General features: G+C 70.0%; 19 protein-coding genes and 1 pseudogene. 19 read left to right on the forward strand and 1 reads right to left on the reverse strand.

From position 1 onward, the window contains the following. Positions 1-10 precede the first annotated feature (10 nt). A complete protein-coding gene (locus AB8619_RS05365) occupies positions 11-1,195 on the reverse strand; it encodes an AAA family ATPase (protein WP_436795431.1) in 1,185 nt (394 codons plus the stop codon). Here AB8619_RS05365 and ftsY point away from each other — a divergent pair. The 19 genes and pseudogenes from ftsY to whiG all read left to right on the forward strand — a co-directional run bounded on the left by ftsY (position 1,194) and on the right by whiG (position 16,207). Continuing rightward, a complete protein-coding gene (gene ftsY / locus AB8619_RS05370; protein ID WP_436795432.1) occupies positions 1,194-2,348 on the forward strand; it encodes a signal recognition particle-docking protein FtsY in 1,155 nt (384 codons plus the stop codon). The genes AB8619_RS05365 and ftsY overlap by 2 nt on opposite strands. Positions 2,349-2,390: 42 nt before the next feature. Further along, on the forward strand, positions 2,391-2,813 hold the full coding sequence (locus AB8619_RS05375) for a YtxH domain-containing protein (RefSeq protein ID WP_436795433.1): 423 nt from the start codon (positions 2,391-2,393) through the stop codon (positions 2,811-2,813). A 33-nt stretch (positions 2,814-2,846) separates the two neighbouring features. Continuing rightward, entirely contained in the window at positions 2,847-4,286 is a 1,440-nt protein-coding gene (ffh, locus tag AB8619_RS05380) for a signal recognition particle protein (protein WP_436795434.1), read from the forward strand. 13 nt (positions 4,287-4,299) lie between these two features. Beyond that, a complete protein-coding gene (locus AB8619_RS05385; RefSeq protein ID WP_436795435.1) occupies positions 4,300-4,527 on the forward strand; it encodes a hypothetical protein in 228 nt (75 codons plus the stop codon). Beyond that, positions 4,520-5,578: a hypothetical protein gene (locus AB8619_RS05390; protein ID WP_436795436.1), complete on the forward strand. Its 1,059-nt coding sequence runs from the start codon at positions 4,520-4,522 to the stop codon at positions 5,576-5,578. Before AB8619_RS05385 ends, AB8619_RS05390 begins: the two co-directional genes overlap by 8 nt. Positions 5,579-5,711: 133 nt before the next feature. Further along, positions 5,712-5,972: pseudogene (gene rpsP, locus AB8619_RS05395) on the forward strand (30S ribosomal protein S16); the annotation flags it as partial. Positions 5,973-6,052: 80 nt separating this feature from the next. Next, positions 6,053-6,304: a KH domain-containing protein gene (locus AB8619_RS05400; protein ID WP_436795437.1), complete on the forward strand. Its 252-nt coding sequence runs from the start codon at positions 6,053-6,055 to the stop codon at positions 6,302-6,304. A gap of 48 nt (positions 6,305-6,352) precedes the next feature. Then, a complete protein-coding gene (rimM, locus tag AB8619_RS05405) occupies positions 6,353-6,820 on the forward strand; it encodes a ribosome maturation factor RimM (RefSeq protein WP_436795438.1) in 468 nt (155 codons plus the stop codon). A 61-nt stretch (positions 6,821-6,881) separates the two neighbouring features. Then, on the forward strand, positions 6,882-8,147 hold the full coding sequence (locus AB8619_RS05410) for a cupredoxin domain-containing protein (RefSeq protein WP_436795439.1): 1,266 nt from the start codon (positions 6,882-6,884) through the stop codon (positions 8,145-8,147). 47 nt (positions 8,148-8,194) lie between these two features. After that, the gene (gene trmD / locus AB8619_RS05415) at positions 8,195-8,959 is read left to right on the forward strand and encodes a tRNA (guanosine(37)-N1)-methyltransferase TrmD (RefSeq protein WP_436795440.1); all 765 of its coding nucleotides are present in this window, start codon (positions 8,195-8,197) and stop codon (positions 8,957-8,959) included. A gap of 84 nt (positions 8,960-9,043) precedes the next feature. After that, complete coding sequence (gene rplS / locus AB8619_RS05420) at positions 9,044-9,391, forward strand: 50S ribosomal protein L19 (RefSeq protein WP_436795441.1); 348 nt, start codon at positions 9,044-9,046, stop codon at positions 9,389-9,391. A 37-nt stretch (positions 9,392-9,428) separates the two neighbouring features. Beyond that, positions 9,429-10,097, forward strand: coding sequence for a signal peptidase I (gene lepB / locus AB8619_RS05425; protein ID WP_436795442.1), 669 nt, complete (start codon positions 9,429-9,431; stop codon positions 10,095-10,097). Positions 10,098-10,136: 39 nt separating this feature from the next. Further along, positions 10,137-10,457 (forward strand): DUF2469 family protein, encoded by a 321-nt coding sequence (locus tag AB8619_RS05430; protein WP_436795443.1) that lies wholly within the window; start codon positions 10,137-10,139, stop codon positions 10,455-10,457. A gap of 9 nt (positions 10,458-10,466) precedes the next feature. Continuing rightward, the gene (locus AB8619_RS05435; RefSeq protein ID WP_436795444.1) at positions 10,467-10,811 is read left to right on the forward strand and encodes a YraN family protein; all 345 of its coding nucleotides are present in this window, start codon (positions 10,467-10,469) and stop codon (positions 10,809-10,811) included. A 139-nt stretch (positions 10,812-10,950) separates the two neighbouring features. After that, positions 10,951-11,727: an enoyl-CoA hydratase gene (locus AB8619_RS05440; protein ID WP_436795445.1), complete on the forward strand. Its 777-nt coding sequence runs from the start codon at positions 10,951-10,953 to the stop codon at positions 11,725-11,727. Positions 11,728-11,869: 142 nt separating this feature from the next. Beyond that, complete coding sequence (locus AB8619_RS05445; RefSeq protein WP_436795446.1) at positions 11,870-13,378, forward strand: YifB family Mg chelatase-like AAA ATPase; 1,509 nt, start codon at positions 11,870-11,872, stop codon at positions 13,376-13,378. Positions 13,379-13,510: 132 nt separating this feature from the next. Then, positions 13,511-14,518 (forward strand): DNA-processing protein DprA, encoded by a 1,008-nt coding sequence (gene dprA / locus AB8619_RS05450; RefSeq protein WP_436795447.1) that lies wholly within the window; start codon positions 13,511-13,513, stop codon positions 14,516-14,518. A 4-nt stretch (positions 14,519-14,522) separates the two neighbouring features. Beyond that, entirely contained in the window at positions 14,523-15,416 is an 894-nt protein-coding gene (locus tag AB8619_RS05455; RefSeq protein ID WP_436795448.1) for a tyrosine-type recombinase/integrase, read from the forward strand. Next, the gene (gene whiG / locus AB8619_RS05460) at positions 15,413-16,207 is read left to right on the forward strand and encodes an RNA polymerase sigma factor WhiG (RefSeq protein WP_436795449.1); all 795 of its coding nucleotides are present in this window, start codon (positions 15,413-15,415) and stop codon (positions 16,205-16,207) included. Before AB8619_RS05455 ends, whiG begins: the two co-directional genes overlap by 4 nt. Positions 16,208-16,220: the final 13 nt, after the last annotated feature.

Raw genomic sequence — 16,220 nt, forward strand, 5'->3', positions numbered from 1 at the left:
CGACACCGGGTCAGAACCCCGACGCGGCGGTACCGGGGACGGCGGGCGCGGGCACGGTCGACAGGAGCCTGGCGAGCACGTGGTCGACCTCGACGCCCTGAGCCAATGCCTCGTACGACAGCACGAGCCGGTGACGGAGGACGTCGGGGGCGACGTCGAAGACGTCCTGGGGGACGACGAAGCTCCGCTGGCGCAGGAGCGCGAGGGCCTTTCCTGCGGCGATCAGCCCGAGCGTTGCTCGTGGCGACGCGCCGTAGGAGACGTAGTCGACCAGGTCGGGGAGGCCGTAGCCGGCGGGGTCCCGCGTGGCATGCACGAGATCGACGGCGTACTGGAGGGTGCCGTGGTCGAGGGTCACCTCGTCGGCGGCGCGCTGCAGTTCGAGCAACGTCTCCGCGTCGAGCGTCACGCCGGCCTCCGGGGGCGTCACGCCGTGTCGCCGGACGATCTCGGCCTCCTCGGTGGGCGAGGGGTAGTCGATGAGGATCTTCATGAGGAAGCGGTCGCGCTGGGCCTCGGGCAGGGGGTACACCCCTTCGGACTCGATCGGGTTCTGTGTCGCCATGACGAGGAACGGCTCGGGGACGTGGTGGGTCTCGCCGCCGATCGTCACCTGGTGCTCGGCCATGACCTCGAGGAGCGCCGACTGGACCTTGGCCGGGGCACGGTTGATCTCGTCGGCGAGCAGGAAGTTGACGAACACCGGGCCGAGTTCCACGTCGAAGCGCTCGACGCTCTGACGCCAGACGCGGGTACCCGTGATGTCGGCGGGCAGCAGGTCGGGCGTGAACTGGATCCGGGCGAACGTGCCGCCGACGGCGCGGGCGAGCGTCTCCATGGCCAGCGTCTTGGCGAGGCCGGGCACGCCCTCGAGCAGGAGGTGGCCGCGTGCGAGCAGGCCGACGAGCAACCGCTCGACGACGCGGTCCTGGCCGACGATGACCCGCTTGACCTCCTGGGTCACCGCGTGCAGCTCGGCGGCGCCCTTCGGTGGCGTCGGCGGCGTGATGGTCGACGGCGTCGGCGGCACGGCTGGTGGTGCAGCCGGGGGCGCGTCGGGGCTCGTCTGATCGGGTTCGGGCTGCTCCACGTCCCGCACGATAGAGGGGTGTCGGGTGCCTCCGGACGGCAGGCCACCCGTCGACGGGCCCGGATCCGGCGGGCGGCAGGTCGCTCGGTAGGCTCGCCGCCCCATGGAGATCCTCCTTCTGATCGCAGCCCTGGTCGTCCTCGTCGGAGGCCTCGGTGTCCTCGTCGTGAGCCGACGTTCCGAGTCGTCGCCCGGCATCGAGCCCCCGGCGACCCGAACGGCAGTCGTCACCCCACCCGCCGTCAGTGAAGACGACGCACCGGGCGATGCCGCTGCCACCGATGCGCCGGCCGCCGTCGACGAGGCGCCCCCCGAGCCGGAGCCGGTTGTCGAGACCGTCGAGAAGCCGACGTTCCGCGACCGCCTTTCGAAGGCCCGCAGCACGTTCAGCGGCTACGTCGGGTCGCTCCTGTCGCGCAGCGACATCACGGCCGAGACCTGGGACGAACTCGAAGAGGCGCTGATCCGCGCCGATGTCGGCGTCACGCTCACCACCGCGCTGCTCGACGAGCTCCGCGCCACGGTCAAGGCCGAGGCGATCACCGAGCCGCCGGTCCTGGTCGAGGCCCTCAAGTCGCAGCTCAAGGCGAAGCTCGCCGCCGGCGACCGAACGCTGCGGCACGAACCCGGCGGCCCCAACGTGTGGCTCTTCGTCGGCGTCAACGGCGTCGGCAAGACCACGAGCATCGGCAAGGTCGGCAAGCGCCAGATCGACGAGGGCCGGTCGGTGATCATGGCCGCGGGCGACACCTTCCGCGCCGCCGCCGCCGAACAGCTCCAGACCTGGGCCGAGCGCTCTGGTGCCGACTTCCACCGCGGCGAAGAGGGTGGCGACCCGTCGTCGGTCATCTTCGACGCCGTCGCCAAGGCCGGCGCACGCGACATCGAACTCGTCCTCGCCGACACGGCGGGGCGTCTGCACACCAAGTCCAACCTGATGGACGAACTCGCCAAGGTCCGGCGTGTCGCCGACCGCGACCCCGGCAACGTGACCGAGGTGTTGTTGGTCCTCGACGCCACCACCGGCCAGAACGGGCTCCAGCAGGCCAAACAGTTCTCGGAGGCGACCCAGTGCACGGGCGTCGTGCTGACCAAGCTCGACGGCTCGGCCAAGGGCGGGATCGCCCTCGCCATCGCCCTCGACCCCGAGGTCGGTGGGCTCGGACTGCCGATCAAGCTCGTCGGCCTCGGCGAACAGGCGGAGGACCTCATCGACTTCGACCCCGACGCCTTCGTCGACGCGCTGTTCGATGTGTGACGGGTCGATGTGTGACGGGTCGATGTGTGATCGGATGGTGTGATGATCTGGCTGCTCTGGAAGCTCATCACGCTGCCCTTCCGGCTCGTCTTCGGAACGATCTCCACGACGTTCAAGACGGTTCGCTTCGTCGGGATCAGTCGCCTCCTGGCCTTCGGTGCCGGCGTCGGCGTCGGGATGGCGGTCGCTCCCACCAGTGGTGAGCAGCTCCGCGCCCGCCTGTCCGACGGCTATGCGTCCGCGGCCTCGGCCGCCGGCGACCTGGGCGAGACCGTCCGGTACGAACTCGCGGACTCGCCGCGGACCTGGCACCTGCCCCAGCCGGTGGTCACCGTCGAGGGCAACCGGGTGACGCTGACCGGCGAGGTCCCGCACGAGACCGCCCGGGGCGACCTCGGCCGGACTGCGGGCGCGGTCGTCGGCGTGGCCGCGGTGGACAACCGGGTCACCGTCAGCACCAACTGACCGCAACCCGACGAGAGATAGAGTCGTCCGTCCATGTTCGAGGCACTCAGCGACCGGTTCGAGACGATCTTCAGCGGCATCCGCGGCAAGGGGAAGCTGCGCGAGGCCGATGTCGACGAGGCGATGCGGGAGATCCGCCTCGCACTGCTCGAGGCCGACGTCAACTTCACCGTCGTCAAGAACCTGATCGCCCGCATCCGTGAGCGCTCGATCGGCACCGAGGTCAGCCAGGCCCTGAACCCGGGCCAACAGGTCGTCAAGATCGTCAACGAAGAGCTCGTCGAGTCGCTCGGCGGCGAGACGATCAAGATCTCCTACGCCTCCAAGCCGCCCACCGTCGTGTTGATGGCCGGGCTCCAGGGTTCGGGCAAGACGACCAACTCGGCGAAGCTCGCACGCTGGTTCAAGAGCCAGGGTCGCAACCCGCTCCTCGTCGGCGCCGACCTCCAACGTCCCGCCGCAGTCCAACAGCTCCGCACCCTCGCCGGCCAGATCGACGTGTCGGTCTTCTCGGCCAGCGACGAGATCGTCGCGTCGGGGACCGGTGACCCGGTCGCCGTCGCCAAGGACTGCATCGACGAGGCGCGTCGTCTCGGCAAGGACGTGGTCATCGTCGACACCGCGGGTCGTCTGGCGATCGACGCCGAGTTGATGGAGCAGGTCCGCCAGATCTCCGAGGCCACCAGCCCCGACTACACCTTCCTCGTCGTGGACGCGATGACCGGCCAGGACGCCGTCACGGTCGCCGAGAACTTCAACGAGACCCTGGCGCTCGACGGCGTCATCCTCACCAAGCTCGACGGCGACGCCCGTGGCGGCGCCGCACTGTCGGTCAAGGAGGTCGTGGGCAAGCCCATCGCCTTCGCCTCGACCGGCGAGAAGCTCGACGACTTCGACCTCTTCCACCCTGACCGCCTCGCCGGCCGCATCCTCGGCATGGGCGACGTCCTGACCCTCATCGAGAAGGCCGAGGAGGTGTTCGAGGAGAAGGAGGCCGAGGCCGCAGCCCAGAAGCTGATGGACGGCCACTTCACCTTCGACGACTTCCTCGAACAGATGCAGCAGGTCAAGAAGATGGGCTCGATCTCGAGCCTCCTCGGGATGATGCCCGGCATCCCCAAGGAAGTGAAGAACGTCGAGATCGACGACAAGGAGATCTCGCGCATCGAGGGGATGATCCACTCGATGACCCGGGCCGAGCGCACCGATCCCTCCATCATCGACGGCTCGCGTCGGGCTCGCATCGCCGCCGGCTCCGGCTGCGACGTCGGGCAGATCTCCCAACTGGTCAAGCAGTTCCAGGAGATGCAGAAGATGATGAAGAACATGCCGGGCCTGGCCGGTCGGGCGATGAAGAAGAAGAACAAGAAGAAGAAGGGCAAGGGCGGCGGTCGTACGACCCCCAAGGGCGGACGCACGACCCCGGCCGGCGGCGACAAGAAGCCGTTCTCGCTCCCGGGCCTCGACCAGTAGGACCGGGCGACACATGGCCACGGTGGGGGAGATCGCCGGCGTCGTCGGCCTCGACGAGGACGCGTGCGCGTTCCTCGGCGCAGCATCGGTGGCCGAGCGGCGCTCGCTCGTCGCCGCCATCGAGCGCGCGGCGAAGGACCGTGACCGGGAGTTGCGCGCCGCGGTCGACCATGCCCTCGGGTTCATCCCCCGGCCATTGCGTGGGCGCGTGCTCAAGATGTTGGGCGGCTCCCGTGGGTGAGCTCGCGGCGCTGGCCGAGCTCGGTCACCTCCGCCGTGAACTCGACCTCGGCGACGACGACCTCACCTTCCTGGCCGACTTCACACCCGACGAGGTCCGGCGTCTTCGCATGGCCGTCGCCGAATCGCTCGCCGCCCGGCATCGCAAGACCTTCCGGTCGATGGCTGCGGTCAGCAAACTGCTCCCCAAGCCGATCCTGGCGACCATCGGCGAGAAGGCGGTCGGCCCGCTCATCTGTTCGAAGATCGCGGCCGAGATCGAGCCGGGCCACGCCCGCAAGATCGTCGGGTCGTTCTCGGTGCCGTTCCTCGCCGACCTGTGCCGCACCCTCGACACCGTCTCGGCGCAGCCGGTGCTCCTCGCGATGACGAAGCGGGTCGCCGTGCCGGTCGGGCGCGAACTCTACGAGCGCGGGGACCTCGACACGCTGGCCCGGTTCATCGACGTCGTCGACATCGGGCTGATCCCGCCGATGCTCGAGATCATCGACGACGACGCACTCATCCGCATCGCCATCGTCGCCCAGAGTCGTGACCGACTGTCGGAGATCTTCGAGTTGCTCGACGACGGGCGGCTCCTGGCCGTGGTCGAGGCCGCCGTCCGTGGTGGGGTCCTCGACCAGGCCGTCGTGATGGTGTCCGAGCTCTCCGGCCCGCAGGTGACGCGCACGATCGAGGTCGTGGTCGGCTCCGGCGACCTCCTGATCACCGACGTCGTCGCCGCCGTGGCCGAACTCGACGCCTGGGACCGGCTGCTGCCGATCCTCGCGGGCCTCGACCCCGCCGACGTGGCCACCGTGGCCTCGTCGCCCGTGCTGACCCGACCCGACGTGTTCGAGAGCATCGTCGACCACGTGACGGCGGCCGACGCGCTCGACGACCTGGTGGCGCTCATCGGTGCACTCGACGACGGCCAGCAGGAGGATCTGGCGGCCGCGCTCGCAGGGTCCTCGCCGGCCATCGCCCGGCGCCTCGTCGACCTCTCGACCGAGCGTGACCTCGGTGGCGACCTGCCCGCCGTGGCCGTGCTCCGGCGGCTGACGGACGCCTGATCCGGGGCTTCGGCGTCGTCAGGTTGCGGTCCGCGCCCTGAAACACGCAGACTGGTCCGCTGCGTTCCTCACCCGAGCGCGCCGTTCGATCAACACCCCCGAAGAGACCAGAACCCTCGAAAGTAGAGCACCTGTGGCCGTCAAGCTCCGCCTCATGCGGATGGGCAAGAAGAAGCAGCCCACCTATCGCATCGTCGCCGCCGACTCGCGCTCCCCGCGCGACGGCCGTTTCATCGAGATCCTGGGTCACTACGACGCACGGCACGAGCCGTCGATCATCAAGGTCGACAACGAGCGGGCCGTCCACTGGCTCCGCCACGGCGCCCAGCCGACCGAGACCGTCGGCAAGCTGCTGACGATCTCTGGTGCGATGGCCGAACTCAAGGGCGAGAAGGCCCCCGAGGGCGCCGAGCAGTACCAGAAGGGCCACGACGCCCCGGTTGCTGACGACGCCGCTCCCGTGGCCGCCGACGCATGAGCACGGAGATCCCGACCGCTGTCGCCGTGTGCGAGTACATCTGCAAGTCGATCGTCTCCGATCCCGACGCCGTCGAGATCGACGTCGACGGTGACGACGGTCGCTACGAGCTGACGGTCACCGTCGGTGACGGCGACACCGGCCGCGTGATCGGCCGTCGTGGTCGCACCGCGCAGGCCATCCGCGCCGTCGTCCGGGCCGCTGCGGCCAAGGACGACGCCGAAGTCGACGTCGAGTTCGCTGACTGAGCCGTGCACAGGGTCTGCGGCTCCGCCGCGACCGTGTGAAGCGAGATGGTGACGGAACTCCTGGAGGTCGGCCGCATCGCGAAGCCCCATGGGCTGCGCGGTGAGGTGATCGTGTCGTTGACGACCGATCGCACCGAGCGACTCGACGCCGGCTCCGTCCTGGAGACCGATCGAGGGCCGCTCACCGTGGTCTCGGCCGTCCCGCACCAGCATCGCTGGCGCGTCCAGTTCGAGGGCTGTGCGTCGCGTGAGGACGCCGACGCGCTCCATGGTCTGGTCCTGCGTGCCGAGGCCATCGACGACCCCGACGTGTGGTTCATCCACGAATTGATCGGCCTCGACGTCGTGCTGGAAGACGGCACCGTCGTCGGCACCTGCACGGCCATCGCAGAGAACCCGGCCTACGACATGGTCGAGATCGACGGGTCGATCCTGGTGCCGATGCCCTTCGTGACGTCGGTCGACGACTCGTCGATCGCAATCGCTCCCCCCGACGGGCTGCTCGACCTCGACTGATACCCTGAGCGACGGCCTGGGGCTGACATTGCGCCAAATGGTGCAGAGGGGACATCGAGACGTGAAGCGGATACTTTCCTTCATCGGCGCGGGCGCACTGGTGGTTGCTGCGTGCGGGGGGTCGGACGACCTCGAGGCGTCGGAGACCACGACCACGTCGATCGACACCGCGACCGTCGAGCAACTCAACGCCTACGTCGCAGAGGCGGCGGCGTTCGACCAGGCCGGTGCCGACGCGCAGTTCCCCGAGGGTCTCGAGTTCTCCGCCGGCGGCGCGCCCGGCTACTCGCGCTACGTGTTCCGCGAGCACAGCGAGGGTGTCGTCCCCACGCTGGTCGAGGGCCCACTCGGCGACCAGGTCCGGTGCCTGCAGTCGGACCTGCCGTGCTCGATGGACGAACTCGTGGCGCTCCACGAGAGCGGCGATCCGATCCCACCCGAGCTCGAGATGACCGATGCCGAGCTCGAGGAGCTCGTCGGCCAGCTCCAGGAACTGCGGGCGTTCGCCGTCGCCCACGAGGACGTCGACTCGGCCTGCGCCGAGGGGTTCACCTCGGACCGGATCCAGACCCCGAACATGGGCTCGCACTTCTACAAGGCCGAGTGGATCGCCGACGGCTTCGATCCGTCGCGGCCGGAGATCCTGCTCTACACGCTCGCGGACGGCTCGGTCCCCGACGGGCCCGTCGGCCAGTGTCGCGACGGCGTCTGGGAGGGCGAGCCCATGAAGCTCGTCGGAACCTCGTTCATCATCCCGCCGCAGGTCATCGGTGACGACCACCCCGACACCTTTGCCGGACCACTCGACAACTGGCACATCCACTACAACCTCTGCCGCGGCAACGCGCAGGGTCGCGACACGTTCGTGCCCAAGAGCGAGTGCGAGGCCGGTGGAGGAAGCTTCTCGGCGGCGCTCGGTTGGATGATCCATGCCTGGGTCGCCCCCGAGCACGACAACCAGCTGGGCGTGTTCGGCATGTGGAACGACACCATCGCTCCCCAGACCTCCGAGGACCAGATGCTCGACTCCCGACAGAGTCGGGGGTCGGACTTCCCCGCCGGTGCCGAGCAGTCGCTGATCTCGGACTTCCTCTTCGGTGGCGATCTGCGCACCGAGGTCGGACAGTCGCTGTTCTTCAGCAACGTCGACTCGGTGCCACACACCGTGACGGCGGGGACGCCGTCGAGTCCGTCATTGGACCGTTTCGACTCCGGACTCCTCGATCCGGGGTCGAACTACGCCGTGAGCTTCGACTCGCCGGGGGAGTACTCGCTGTTCTGCAGCCTCCACCCCGACATGGTCGCCACGGTCACCGTCGACCCCTGAGCGGCGATCGGGCGCGGAGGCCTGCGCCGTCGTAGCGTGGCGAACCCGTGCGCATCGACGTCTTCACCATCTTCCCGGACCTCGTGACGTCGTTCGCGAGCGAGAGCCTGCTCGGCAAGGCGCAGGCCAGCGGTCTCCTCGACGTCCGCGCCCACGACCTGCGGGCGCACACCGACGACGTGCACCGGACGGTCGACGACTCGCCATTCGGTGGCGGCGCAGGGATGGTGCTCAAGCCGGAACCGCTCGTCGCGGCGATCGAGGCTGCGGACCCTCCCCGCCCGCTGCTGCTCCTCGGTCCGGGGGGCGACACGCTCGACCAGGACCGGGCCCGCACGCTCGCCGCGTCCGGCGGGTTCTCGTTGCTGTGCGGGCGCTACGAAGGCGTCGACCAGCGCGTGGTCGACCACTGGTGCGACGGCGAGTTGTCGATCGGCGACTACGTGCTCGCCGGTGGCGAGGTGGCCGCCATGGTGGTGCTCGAAGCCGTCGGCCGCCTGGTCCCCGGGGTGATGGGCAACGACTCCAGTGCGACGGAGGAGTCCTTCTCGTCCGGTCTGCTGGAGTACCCGCAGTACACGAGACCGGCGGAGTTCCGCGGCCACGCCGTGCCCGACGTGCTCCGCTCGGGCGACCACGGCCGGGTCGAGCGCTGGCGGCATGCCGAGTCGCTGGTGCGGACGGCGCGCAACCGTCCCGACCTGCTGCGACACCGAGGCCTCGACACACACGACCGCACGGTGCTGGCCGAGTTCGGTCTCGTCGACGAGGTCGACGCCCTCGTCGAGCGACCGGTTGGTGGCGGCGGGTGACGCGCATCTACACTGTCCCGTTCGCCGGTCCGGGTGTCCCTGGACCCATCTGGCCGACCCAATTCTGACGAACAGAGCCTTGCCATGAACCCCACCGATCTCGTCGACCGCGCCAACCTCCGCGACGACATCCCCGACTTCGCCCCCGGCGACACGCTCAACGTGCACGTCCGCGTGGTCGAGGGCAACAAGGAGCGGGTCCAGCAGTTCAAGGGCGTCGTCATCAAGCGCCAGGGCGCTGGTGTCCGCGAGACCTACACGGTCCGCAAGCTCTCCAACGGCGTCGGCGTCGAGCGGACCTTCCCGGTCCACTCGCCGGTCGTGGCCAAGATCGACGTGGTCACCCGCGGCGACGTGCGCCGGGCCAAGCTGTACTACCTGCGCGATCGCATCGGCAAGCGGGCCAAGGTCCGCGAGAAGCGCGACTTCTGATCCTGGCGCCGAGCGCTCACGCAGTCTCGGACCACACATGATCGACTGGCGGGGGATGCGTTCGGGCGAGCCCGACGCTGCCCTGCGTCCGCTCGATCCTGACGAGGCCGACGGCACGTCCCCCTGGCGACTGCTGGTCGAGATCCCCGTCCTCGTCGTCATCGCGGCGGTCATCGCCATCTTCATCAAGGCGTTCGTCGCCCAGGCGTTCTTCATCCCGTCCGCATCGATGGAACCGCAGCTCACCGCAGGCGATCGGGTCGTCGTGTCCCGTACGGCGTACGAGCTCCACGACGTGCGTCGGGGCGACATCGTCGTGTTCGACGATCCTGCGGGCGTGGCCGGCGAGGACGACTCGTTCGTCGTGCTGCGGCTCGGTCGCGACGCGCTCGAGGCCGTCGGCGTCGTGCGCCCGGAGGACTCCGAGTTGATCAAGCGTGTCGTCGGTCTGCCGGGCGAGACCGTCGAGGGCCGCGCCGACGGTGTCTACGTCGACGGCCGGCACCTCCACGAGCCCTATCTCGACGACACCGTCGTCACCTCGGAGTTCCCCGCGACCCAGATCCCCGACGGCCACGTGTTCGTCATGGGTGACAACCGGACCAACTCGAAGGACAGTCGCAGCTTCGGGCCGGTGCCGGCCGAGTCGATCGTCGGACGTGCGTTGGCGCGCGTCTGGCCGCCCGGCCGCCTCGCCTATCTCTAGTCGCCGACGCTGTCACCCCCTGCGGGTTACGGTGCCCGCATGAGCACCGACGACCTCGAGCAGTACGAGGCCGACATCGAACTGCAGCTGTACCGCGAGTACAAGGACATCAGCCCGACGTTCGCGTACGTCGTCGAGACCGAGCGCCGCTTCTACCTCGCGAACGAGGTCGACCGGGTCGTGCGTGACGAGTCCGGGACGCCGTTCATCGAGCTCACGTTGCGCGATGCGTGGGTGTGGGACATGTACCGGACCACTCGGTTCGTCTCCAAGGTGCAGATCGTGACGTTCAAGGACGTCAACATCGAAGAGCTCCCCAAGGCCGACCTCGACCTCGAGGCCTTCCGCAAGAAGACCTGAGGCTCGACCGTGACCGTCGGCCGCCAGAAGCTGGGAGCGCACGGCGAGCGGTTGGCGGTGCGCCGCTACGAGGCCGAGGGATACACGGTCGTGGCGCGCAACTGGCGATGCAACGAGGGGGAACTCGACCTGGTGCTCCGCGGCGACGGCGTCCTGGTGTTCGCCGAGGTGAAGACCCGTTCGTCCGATCGCTTCGGCGTGCCGGCCGAGGCCGTGACCCCGGCGAAGCAGCGTCGGATCCGAAAGCTCGCGCAACGGTTCTGTGCCGACTCCGGCGAGCGGGCACGGACCCTGCGCTTCGACGTCGTCTCGGTCCTGCGCGGGCAGGTCGAGATCATCGAGAACTGCTTCTGAGCGACCTATCCGAAGAAGGCCCAGAGCACGAGCAGGAGCGCGACCACCAGGCCTGCCGCGACGAAGACCAGGTCGCTGTCACGACGCTTCTGCGGACGGTTCGGGTTGAAGCCCATGCCCCATGAGTATCGTCCGATCGATGGAAGAGCTGCAGATCGAGCGGGCCGGGGCCATCGTCACCGTCACGCTGAACCGCCCCGAGAAGAAGAACGCCGTCATCGCCCCGATGTGGGTCGAGATGGGCGATCACTTCGACCAGATCGCCCGCGACCCGTCGGTCCGTGCCGTGGTGGTGACCGGGGCCGGCGGGGACTTCTGCTCCGGTGCCGACCTGTGGGCGCCCCCCGGCGAGGAGGCCCCGCCGCACCAGCTCACCGCGATGCGCACCGTGGCCCGGGCGATCCAGGGGCTCCACGACCTGCCCCAGCCGACCATCGCCAAGGTCCCGGGCGTCGCCGCCGGCGCCGGCTGCTCGCTGGCCCTCGCGTGCGACCTGATCGTGGCGTCCGACGCCGCCCGCTTCAGCGAGATCTTCTCCAAGCGCGGCCTCGCGCTCGACGGTGGCTCGTCGTGGTTCCTGCCTCGCATGGTCGGTCTGCACAAGGCCAAGGAGCTCACGTTCTTCGCCGAGATCCTCTCCGCTGCCGAGGCGGCGGAGTTCGGCCTGGTGAACCGGGTCGTCCCCGCCGACGAACTCGACGCGTTCGTCGACGACTGGGCCGCTCGTCTGGCCGCCGGACCTCCGATCGCGCTCAGCCTCAGCAAGAAGATGCTGAACAACTCGACCCACGTGACGTTGGCCCAAGCGCTCGAGGACGAGGCCCGCTCGCAGTCGGTGACGCTCGTCTCGAAGGACACGGCCGACGCGTTCCTCGCGTTCGTCGAGAAGCGGGAACCGAACTTCCGAGGGCGGTGATCCGTCTCCCGGCCGCCGCCGGGAGACAGTGTCAGCACCCCTGATCTAGAGTCATCACTGGCCGGTTCACTCCGGCCCGCTCGATGCGTCGGCGTCACGACCGTCCCCGCCGCCCGGAAGGGCCGCACCAGGGAGACGCTCCGTGCTCGCCATCATCCAGTCCTCGTCGTTGCTCGGCGTCGAGGGTCGCTGCGTCCGTGCCGAGGTGCACGTCGGCAACGGCCTTCCTTCGTTCACCATGGTCGGCCTCCCCGACGCCTCGTGCCGCGAGGCGCGCGATCGGGTGCGGTCGGCGGTGCTGTCCAGCGAGTTCGAGTGGCCGATGCGGCGACTCACGATCAACCTCGCACCGTCGGCGTTCCCGAAGCTGGGCACCTCGCTCGACCTCGCGATCGCGATCGGCGTGCTCTCGGCGGTCGGACAGGTGCCCGACGAGTCGACCGAGCGGTGGGCCTTCCTCGGCGAACTCGGCCTCGACGGCTCGGTTCGACCGGTGCGGGGGATGGTGCCGCTGGTGGCCGCACTGCGCGGCGTGGTCGAGGGCGTCGTGGTCGGTGCGTCGGCCCACAGCGAGGCGGCGTTGGTGCCCGGCATCGAGGTGCGCAGCGCACCCGACCTGGGCCGTGTGGTCCGGGCGTTGCGCGGTGAGGCGCCGTGGAGCGATCCGCCCGTCGAGCCCCCGCGGGAGCCTCCGCCGCTGCCCGACCTGCTCGACGTCCGCGGTCAACCCGTCGGCCGCCAGGTGCTCGAGATCGCCGCCGCCGGCGGACACCACCTCCTGCTCAGCGGCCCGCCCGGGGCCGGCAAGACGCTGCTCGCCAGCCGGCTGCCCGGGCTGCTCCCGGACCTCGACGACGATGCCGCGCTCGAGGTCACGTCGATCCACTCCGCTGCCGGCGTTCCCGTCGAGGGGGAGTTGATCCGCAGGCCACCGTTCCGGGCGCCGCACCACACCGCCTCGGCGGTCTCCCTGATCGGCGGGGGGACCACGGCGATGCGGCCGGGCGAGATCTCCTTGGCGCATCGCGGCGTCCTCTTCGCAGACGAACTGGGCGAGTTCCCACCGACGGTCCTCGACGCCCTTCGACAGCCGATCGAGGAGGGTCGGGTCCGGGTGAGTCGGGCGCGGGGGACGGTGGCCTATCCGGCCCGGTTCCAGTTCGTCGCCGCGACCAACCCGTGCCCGTGTGGGCCGACGGCCACCGGCTGCCGGTGCTCGGAAGCAGGCCTGGCCCGCTACGCACGGCGGTTGTCCGGCCCGCTGCTGGACCGGTTCGACCTCCGGTTGCACGTGGGCCGGCCCGATGCCGCCGACCTGCTCGGCGCTCCCGACGGGGAGCCGACCGCTGTGGTCGCCGGCCGGGTACTCGCCGCTCGTCGTCGTGCCGATGCGCGCGGCCACGGAGTCAACGCCAGCCTGCACGGGCCTGCGCTCGACGTGGTCGCGCCGCTGACCCCGAGATCGGCGACCCTCCTCGAGGACCTGGTGCGAAGAGGCACGTTGACCGCACGAGGTGTCGAGCGGGTGCGTCGGGTGGCACGCACGATCGCCGACCTGGCCGAGCAGGACGGAGCGCTCGACGTCGACCACGTGGCCGCGGCGGCAGCCTTGCGGGTGCCCGTCGGCGAGTCGGCAGCGGTGGCGTCGTGACGGCCCCGGCATCGTTGGTCGGGCTCCTCGCGTTGCCGGCGCTCGGCCCGTCGCGCCTGCCGCGACCTACTCGACGCGTTCGGCTCGGCCGATCGGGCCTGGGACGCCGTTCGTCGAGGCGCCCTCGACGACGTGCGGTTCCGGTCGGCGGCAGCGTCGCGGGTCGCGCTGGCCGAGCGATGGCGGTCCGCGGCCGCCTCCATCGACGCCGACGCAGTCGTTGCTGCACACCGGGAGGCGGGCGTCGAGATCATCGCACCGGGTTCGGCCCACTGGCCCCCGACGCTGGTCGACGATCCCGAGCCACCGCCGCTGCTGTTCGTGCGAGGCGACCCGGAGCTGCTCGCCGCCGTGTCGGTCGCCATCGTGGGGACACGTCGGTGCTCGGCGGCCGGCACATCGACGGCTCGAGCGCTGGGCGCAGGCGTCGCCTCGGCGGGAGTCGGCGTCGTGTCCGGGCTCGCACTGGGCATCGACGGCGCCGCCCATCGGGGTGCGCTCGACCGCGGCGGTCCGGTGATCGGCGTGGTGGCGACGGGGCTCGACGTCGTCTACCCCCGTCGCCATCGAGCCCTCTGGGACGAGGTGGCGTCGGCGGGCGTTCTCGTGTCCGAGGCGCCGATCGGCACGACCGCCGAGCGATGGCGGTTCCCGGCGCGCAACCGGGTGATCGCTGCGCTCTCCCGCCTGGTGGTCGTGGTCGAGTCGGGGCGCACCGGTGGCTCGATGTCGACCGTCGAGTCGGCGATCCAACGTCAGGTCGACGTCGGCGCGGTGCCAGGACCCGTACAGGCCGCGACGTCGGCCGGAACCAACCAGCTGCTGGCCGACGGCTGTCTCGTGGTGCGCGACGCCACCGACGTCCTCGTGGCGTTGGGCGTGCACGCCTTCCCGGCGGGAGCCCCCGACGAGCGCCAGCCTGCGCCGCTCCTGAGCGCTGATCCGGTCACCAACGCCGTGGCGTGGACGCCGACGTCGTTGGACGACATCGTCGCCGCCACGGGTCTGCCCTTCACCGAGGTCGCGGCGCGGTTGGCCACGCTCGAGCTCACCGGCGTCGTCGAGCGCGAGCCCGATGGCTATCGGCGGGTTCCGACGTCGGGGATGGCGCCGGACGCGGACAGGGGCTCGGTACGGTGACCGGGTGCCCTGGTACGTGGATGACTTCGCTCGGTCCCTCACCGATGCTTCGCCGGCGACCGTCGACGCGTACCGCCACGACGTCGAGGCGTTCATCGGCTTCGCCGAGCGCCATGGGGTCGACGACGTCGGCCAGATCGACCGCCGGCACCTGCGCCGCTACGTCGCGCACCTGGGCACCCGCGACTACGCCCGTTCCACGATCGCCCGCCGGGTCGCCGCGCTGCGGCGGTATTTCCGCTGGCTGGTGCGTCGCGGCCACGTCGTGGTGGACCCGACGCTCGGCCTGCGGCCACCGGCCGGGTCGAGTCGGCTGCCGCGGGTGCTGCGGCAGGAGGAGATCGACGGCTTGCTCGACGGCCCCCGGGCCGAGGGCGACGACGACCCGCCGCACCGTCGACTCCGTGACGACGCCGTGCTCGAGCTGCTCTACGGCAGCGGACTCCGCGTGGCCGAGGTCTGTGGGCTCCTGCGGTCCGAGGTCGACCTCGACGCGTGCGCGATCCGGGTGTTGGGCAAGCGCAGCAACTGGCGCCAGCTCCCGATCACCCCGTCGGCGGCGACGGCGCTGGCCGCGTGGCTCGAGCGCGGCCGTGCCGAGCTCGAGACGCCGGAATCACCCACCGACGTGGTCTTCCTCAACCTGCGGGGCCGCGCGCTCGGGCCACGGGACTGTCGTCGCATCCTCGACCGTCGTGCTGTCGAGCCCACCCACCCCCACGCACTGCGACACACGTTCGCCACGCACCTGCTCGACGGGGGCGCCGATCTGCGTGTCGTGCAGGAACTGTTGGGTCACAGCGACCTGCAGACCACACAGCGGTACACTCACGTCAGTGCTGGCCGCCTTCGCGCGGTGCTGGCAGCAACACATCCCCGTGCCGAGGGCCGTTCGTGACCGACTCCGCAGTACATGCCAGAGCGACTGCCGACGTCGATCGTCTGTGGGCGACCTACAAGGCCGGCGGATCGCAGCGCGCCCGCGACCAACTGATCGTCCACTACTCGCCGCTCGTGAAGTACGTGGCCGGTCGTGTCGGCGTCGGCCTGCCCCAGAACGTCGAGCAGGCCGATCTGGTGTCCTACGGACTGTTCGGGCTGATCGACGCCATCGACAAGTTCGAGCCCGAGCGTGGTTTCAAGTTCGAGACTTACGCGATCTCCCGGATCAAGGGGAACATCCTCGACGAGCTCCGCTCGATCGACTGGGTGCCACGGTCGGTGCGGGCCAAGGCCCGCCAGATCGAGACCGCCTACGCCAAGCTCGAGGCCAAGCTCCACCGTGCGCCGACCGAGGACGAGGTCGCCGACGAACTCGACATGACGGTCGATCAACTCCAGACCTCACTGTCGAAGATCTCCTTCGTCGGCGTCATCGCGCTCGACGAGTTCGTGGGATCGTCCGACCGCGAGGGCGGCGCCACGCTGGGCGACACGATTGCCGCCGACGACGAAGGCCCTGGCGACCTGTTCGAGGTCCAGGAGATGCGCGGCCTGCTGAGCGAGGCGGTCGAGCGACTGCCCGAACGCGAGAAGGTCGTGCTCACCCTCTACTACTACGAGGGCCTGACCCTGGCGCAGATCGGCGATGTCATCGGCGTCACCGAGAGCCGCGTCTGTCAGATCCACACCAAGGCGATCCTGCAGCTGCGCTCTCGCATGGCCGCCGCCGACCGCGAACTCGCCTAGACCCACTCCGCTT

The organism is Actinospongiicola halichondriae, from assembly GCF_049103745.1.
Classification (GTDB): domain Bacteria; phylum Actinomycetota; class Acidimicrobiia; order Acidimicrobiales; family Salinilacustritrichaceae; genus Salinilacustrithrix; species Salinilacustrithrix halichondriae.

Excerpts from the sequence above, each read along its gene's own strand:
- ffh (WP_436795434.1), top strand. The coding sequence starts at position 2,847 with ATGTTCGAGGCACTCAGCGACCGGTTCGAGACGATCTTCAGCGGCATC.
- AB8619_RS05440 (WP_436795445.1), top strand. The coding sequence starts at position 10,951 with ATGGAAGAGCTGCAGATCGAGCGGGCCGGGGCCATCGTCACCGTCACG.
- AB8619_RS05385 (WP_436795435.1), top strand. The coding sequence starts at position 4,300 with ATGGCCACGGTGGGGGAGATCGCCGGCGTCGTCGGCCTCGACGAGGAC.
- rplS (WP_436795441.1), top strand. The coding sequence starts at position 9,044 with ATGAACCCCACCGATCTCGTCGACCGCGCCAACCTCCGCGACGACATC.
- AB8619_RS05365 (WP_436795431.1), bottom strand. The coding sequence starts at position 1,195 with ATGGGGCGGCGAGCCTACCGAGCGACCTGCCGCCCGCCGGATCCGGGC.
- lepB (WP_436795442.1), top strand. The coding sequence starts at position 9,429 with ATGATCGACTGGCGGGGGATGCGTTCGGGCGAGCCCGACGCTGCCCTG.
- AB8619_RS05430 (WP_436795443.1), top strand. The coding sequence starts at position 10,137 with ATGAGCACCGACGACCTCGAGCAGTACGAGGCCGACATCGAACTGCAG.
- AB8619_RS05375 (WP_436795433.1), top strand. The coding sequence starts at position 2,391 with ATGATCTGGCTGCTCTGGAAGCTCATCACGCTGCCCTTCCGGCTCGTC.
- AB8619_RS05400 (WP_436795437.1), top strand. The coding sequence starts at position 6,053 with ATGAGCACGGAGATCCCGACCGCTGTCGCCGTGTGCGAGTACATCTGC.
- ftsY (WP_436795432.1), top strand. The coding sequence starts at position 1,194 with ATGGAGATCCTCCTTCTGATCGCAGCCCTGGTCGTCCTCGTCGGAGGC.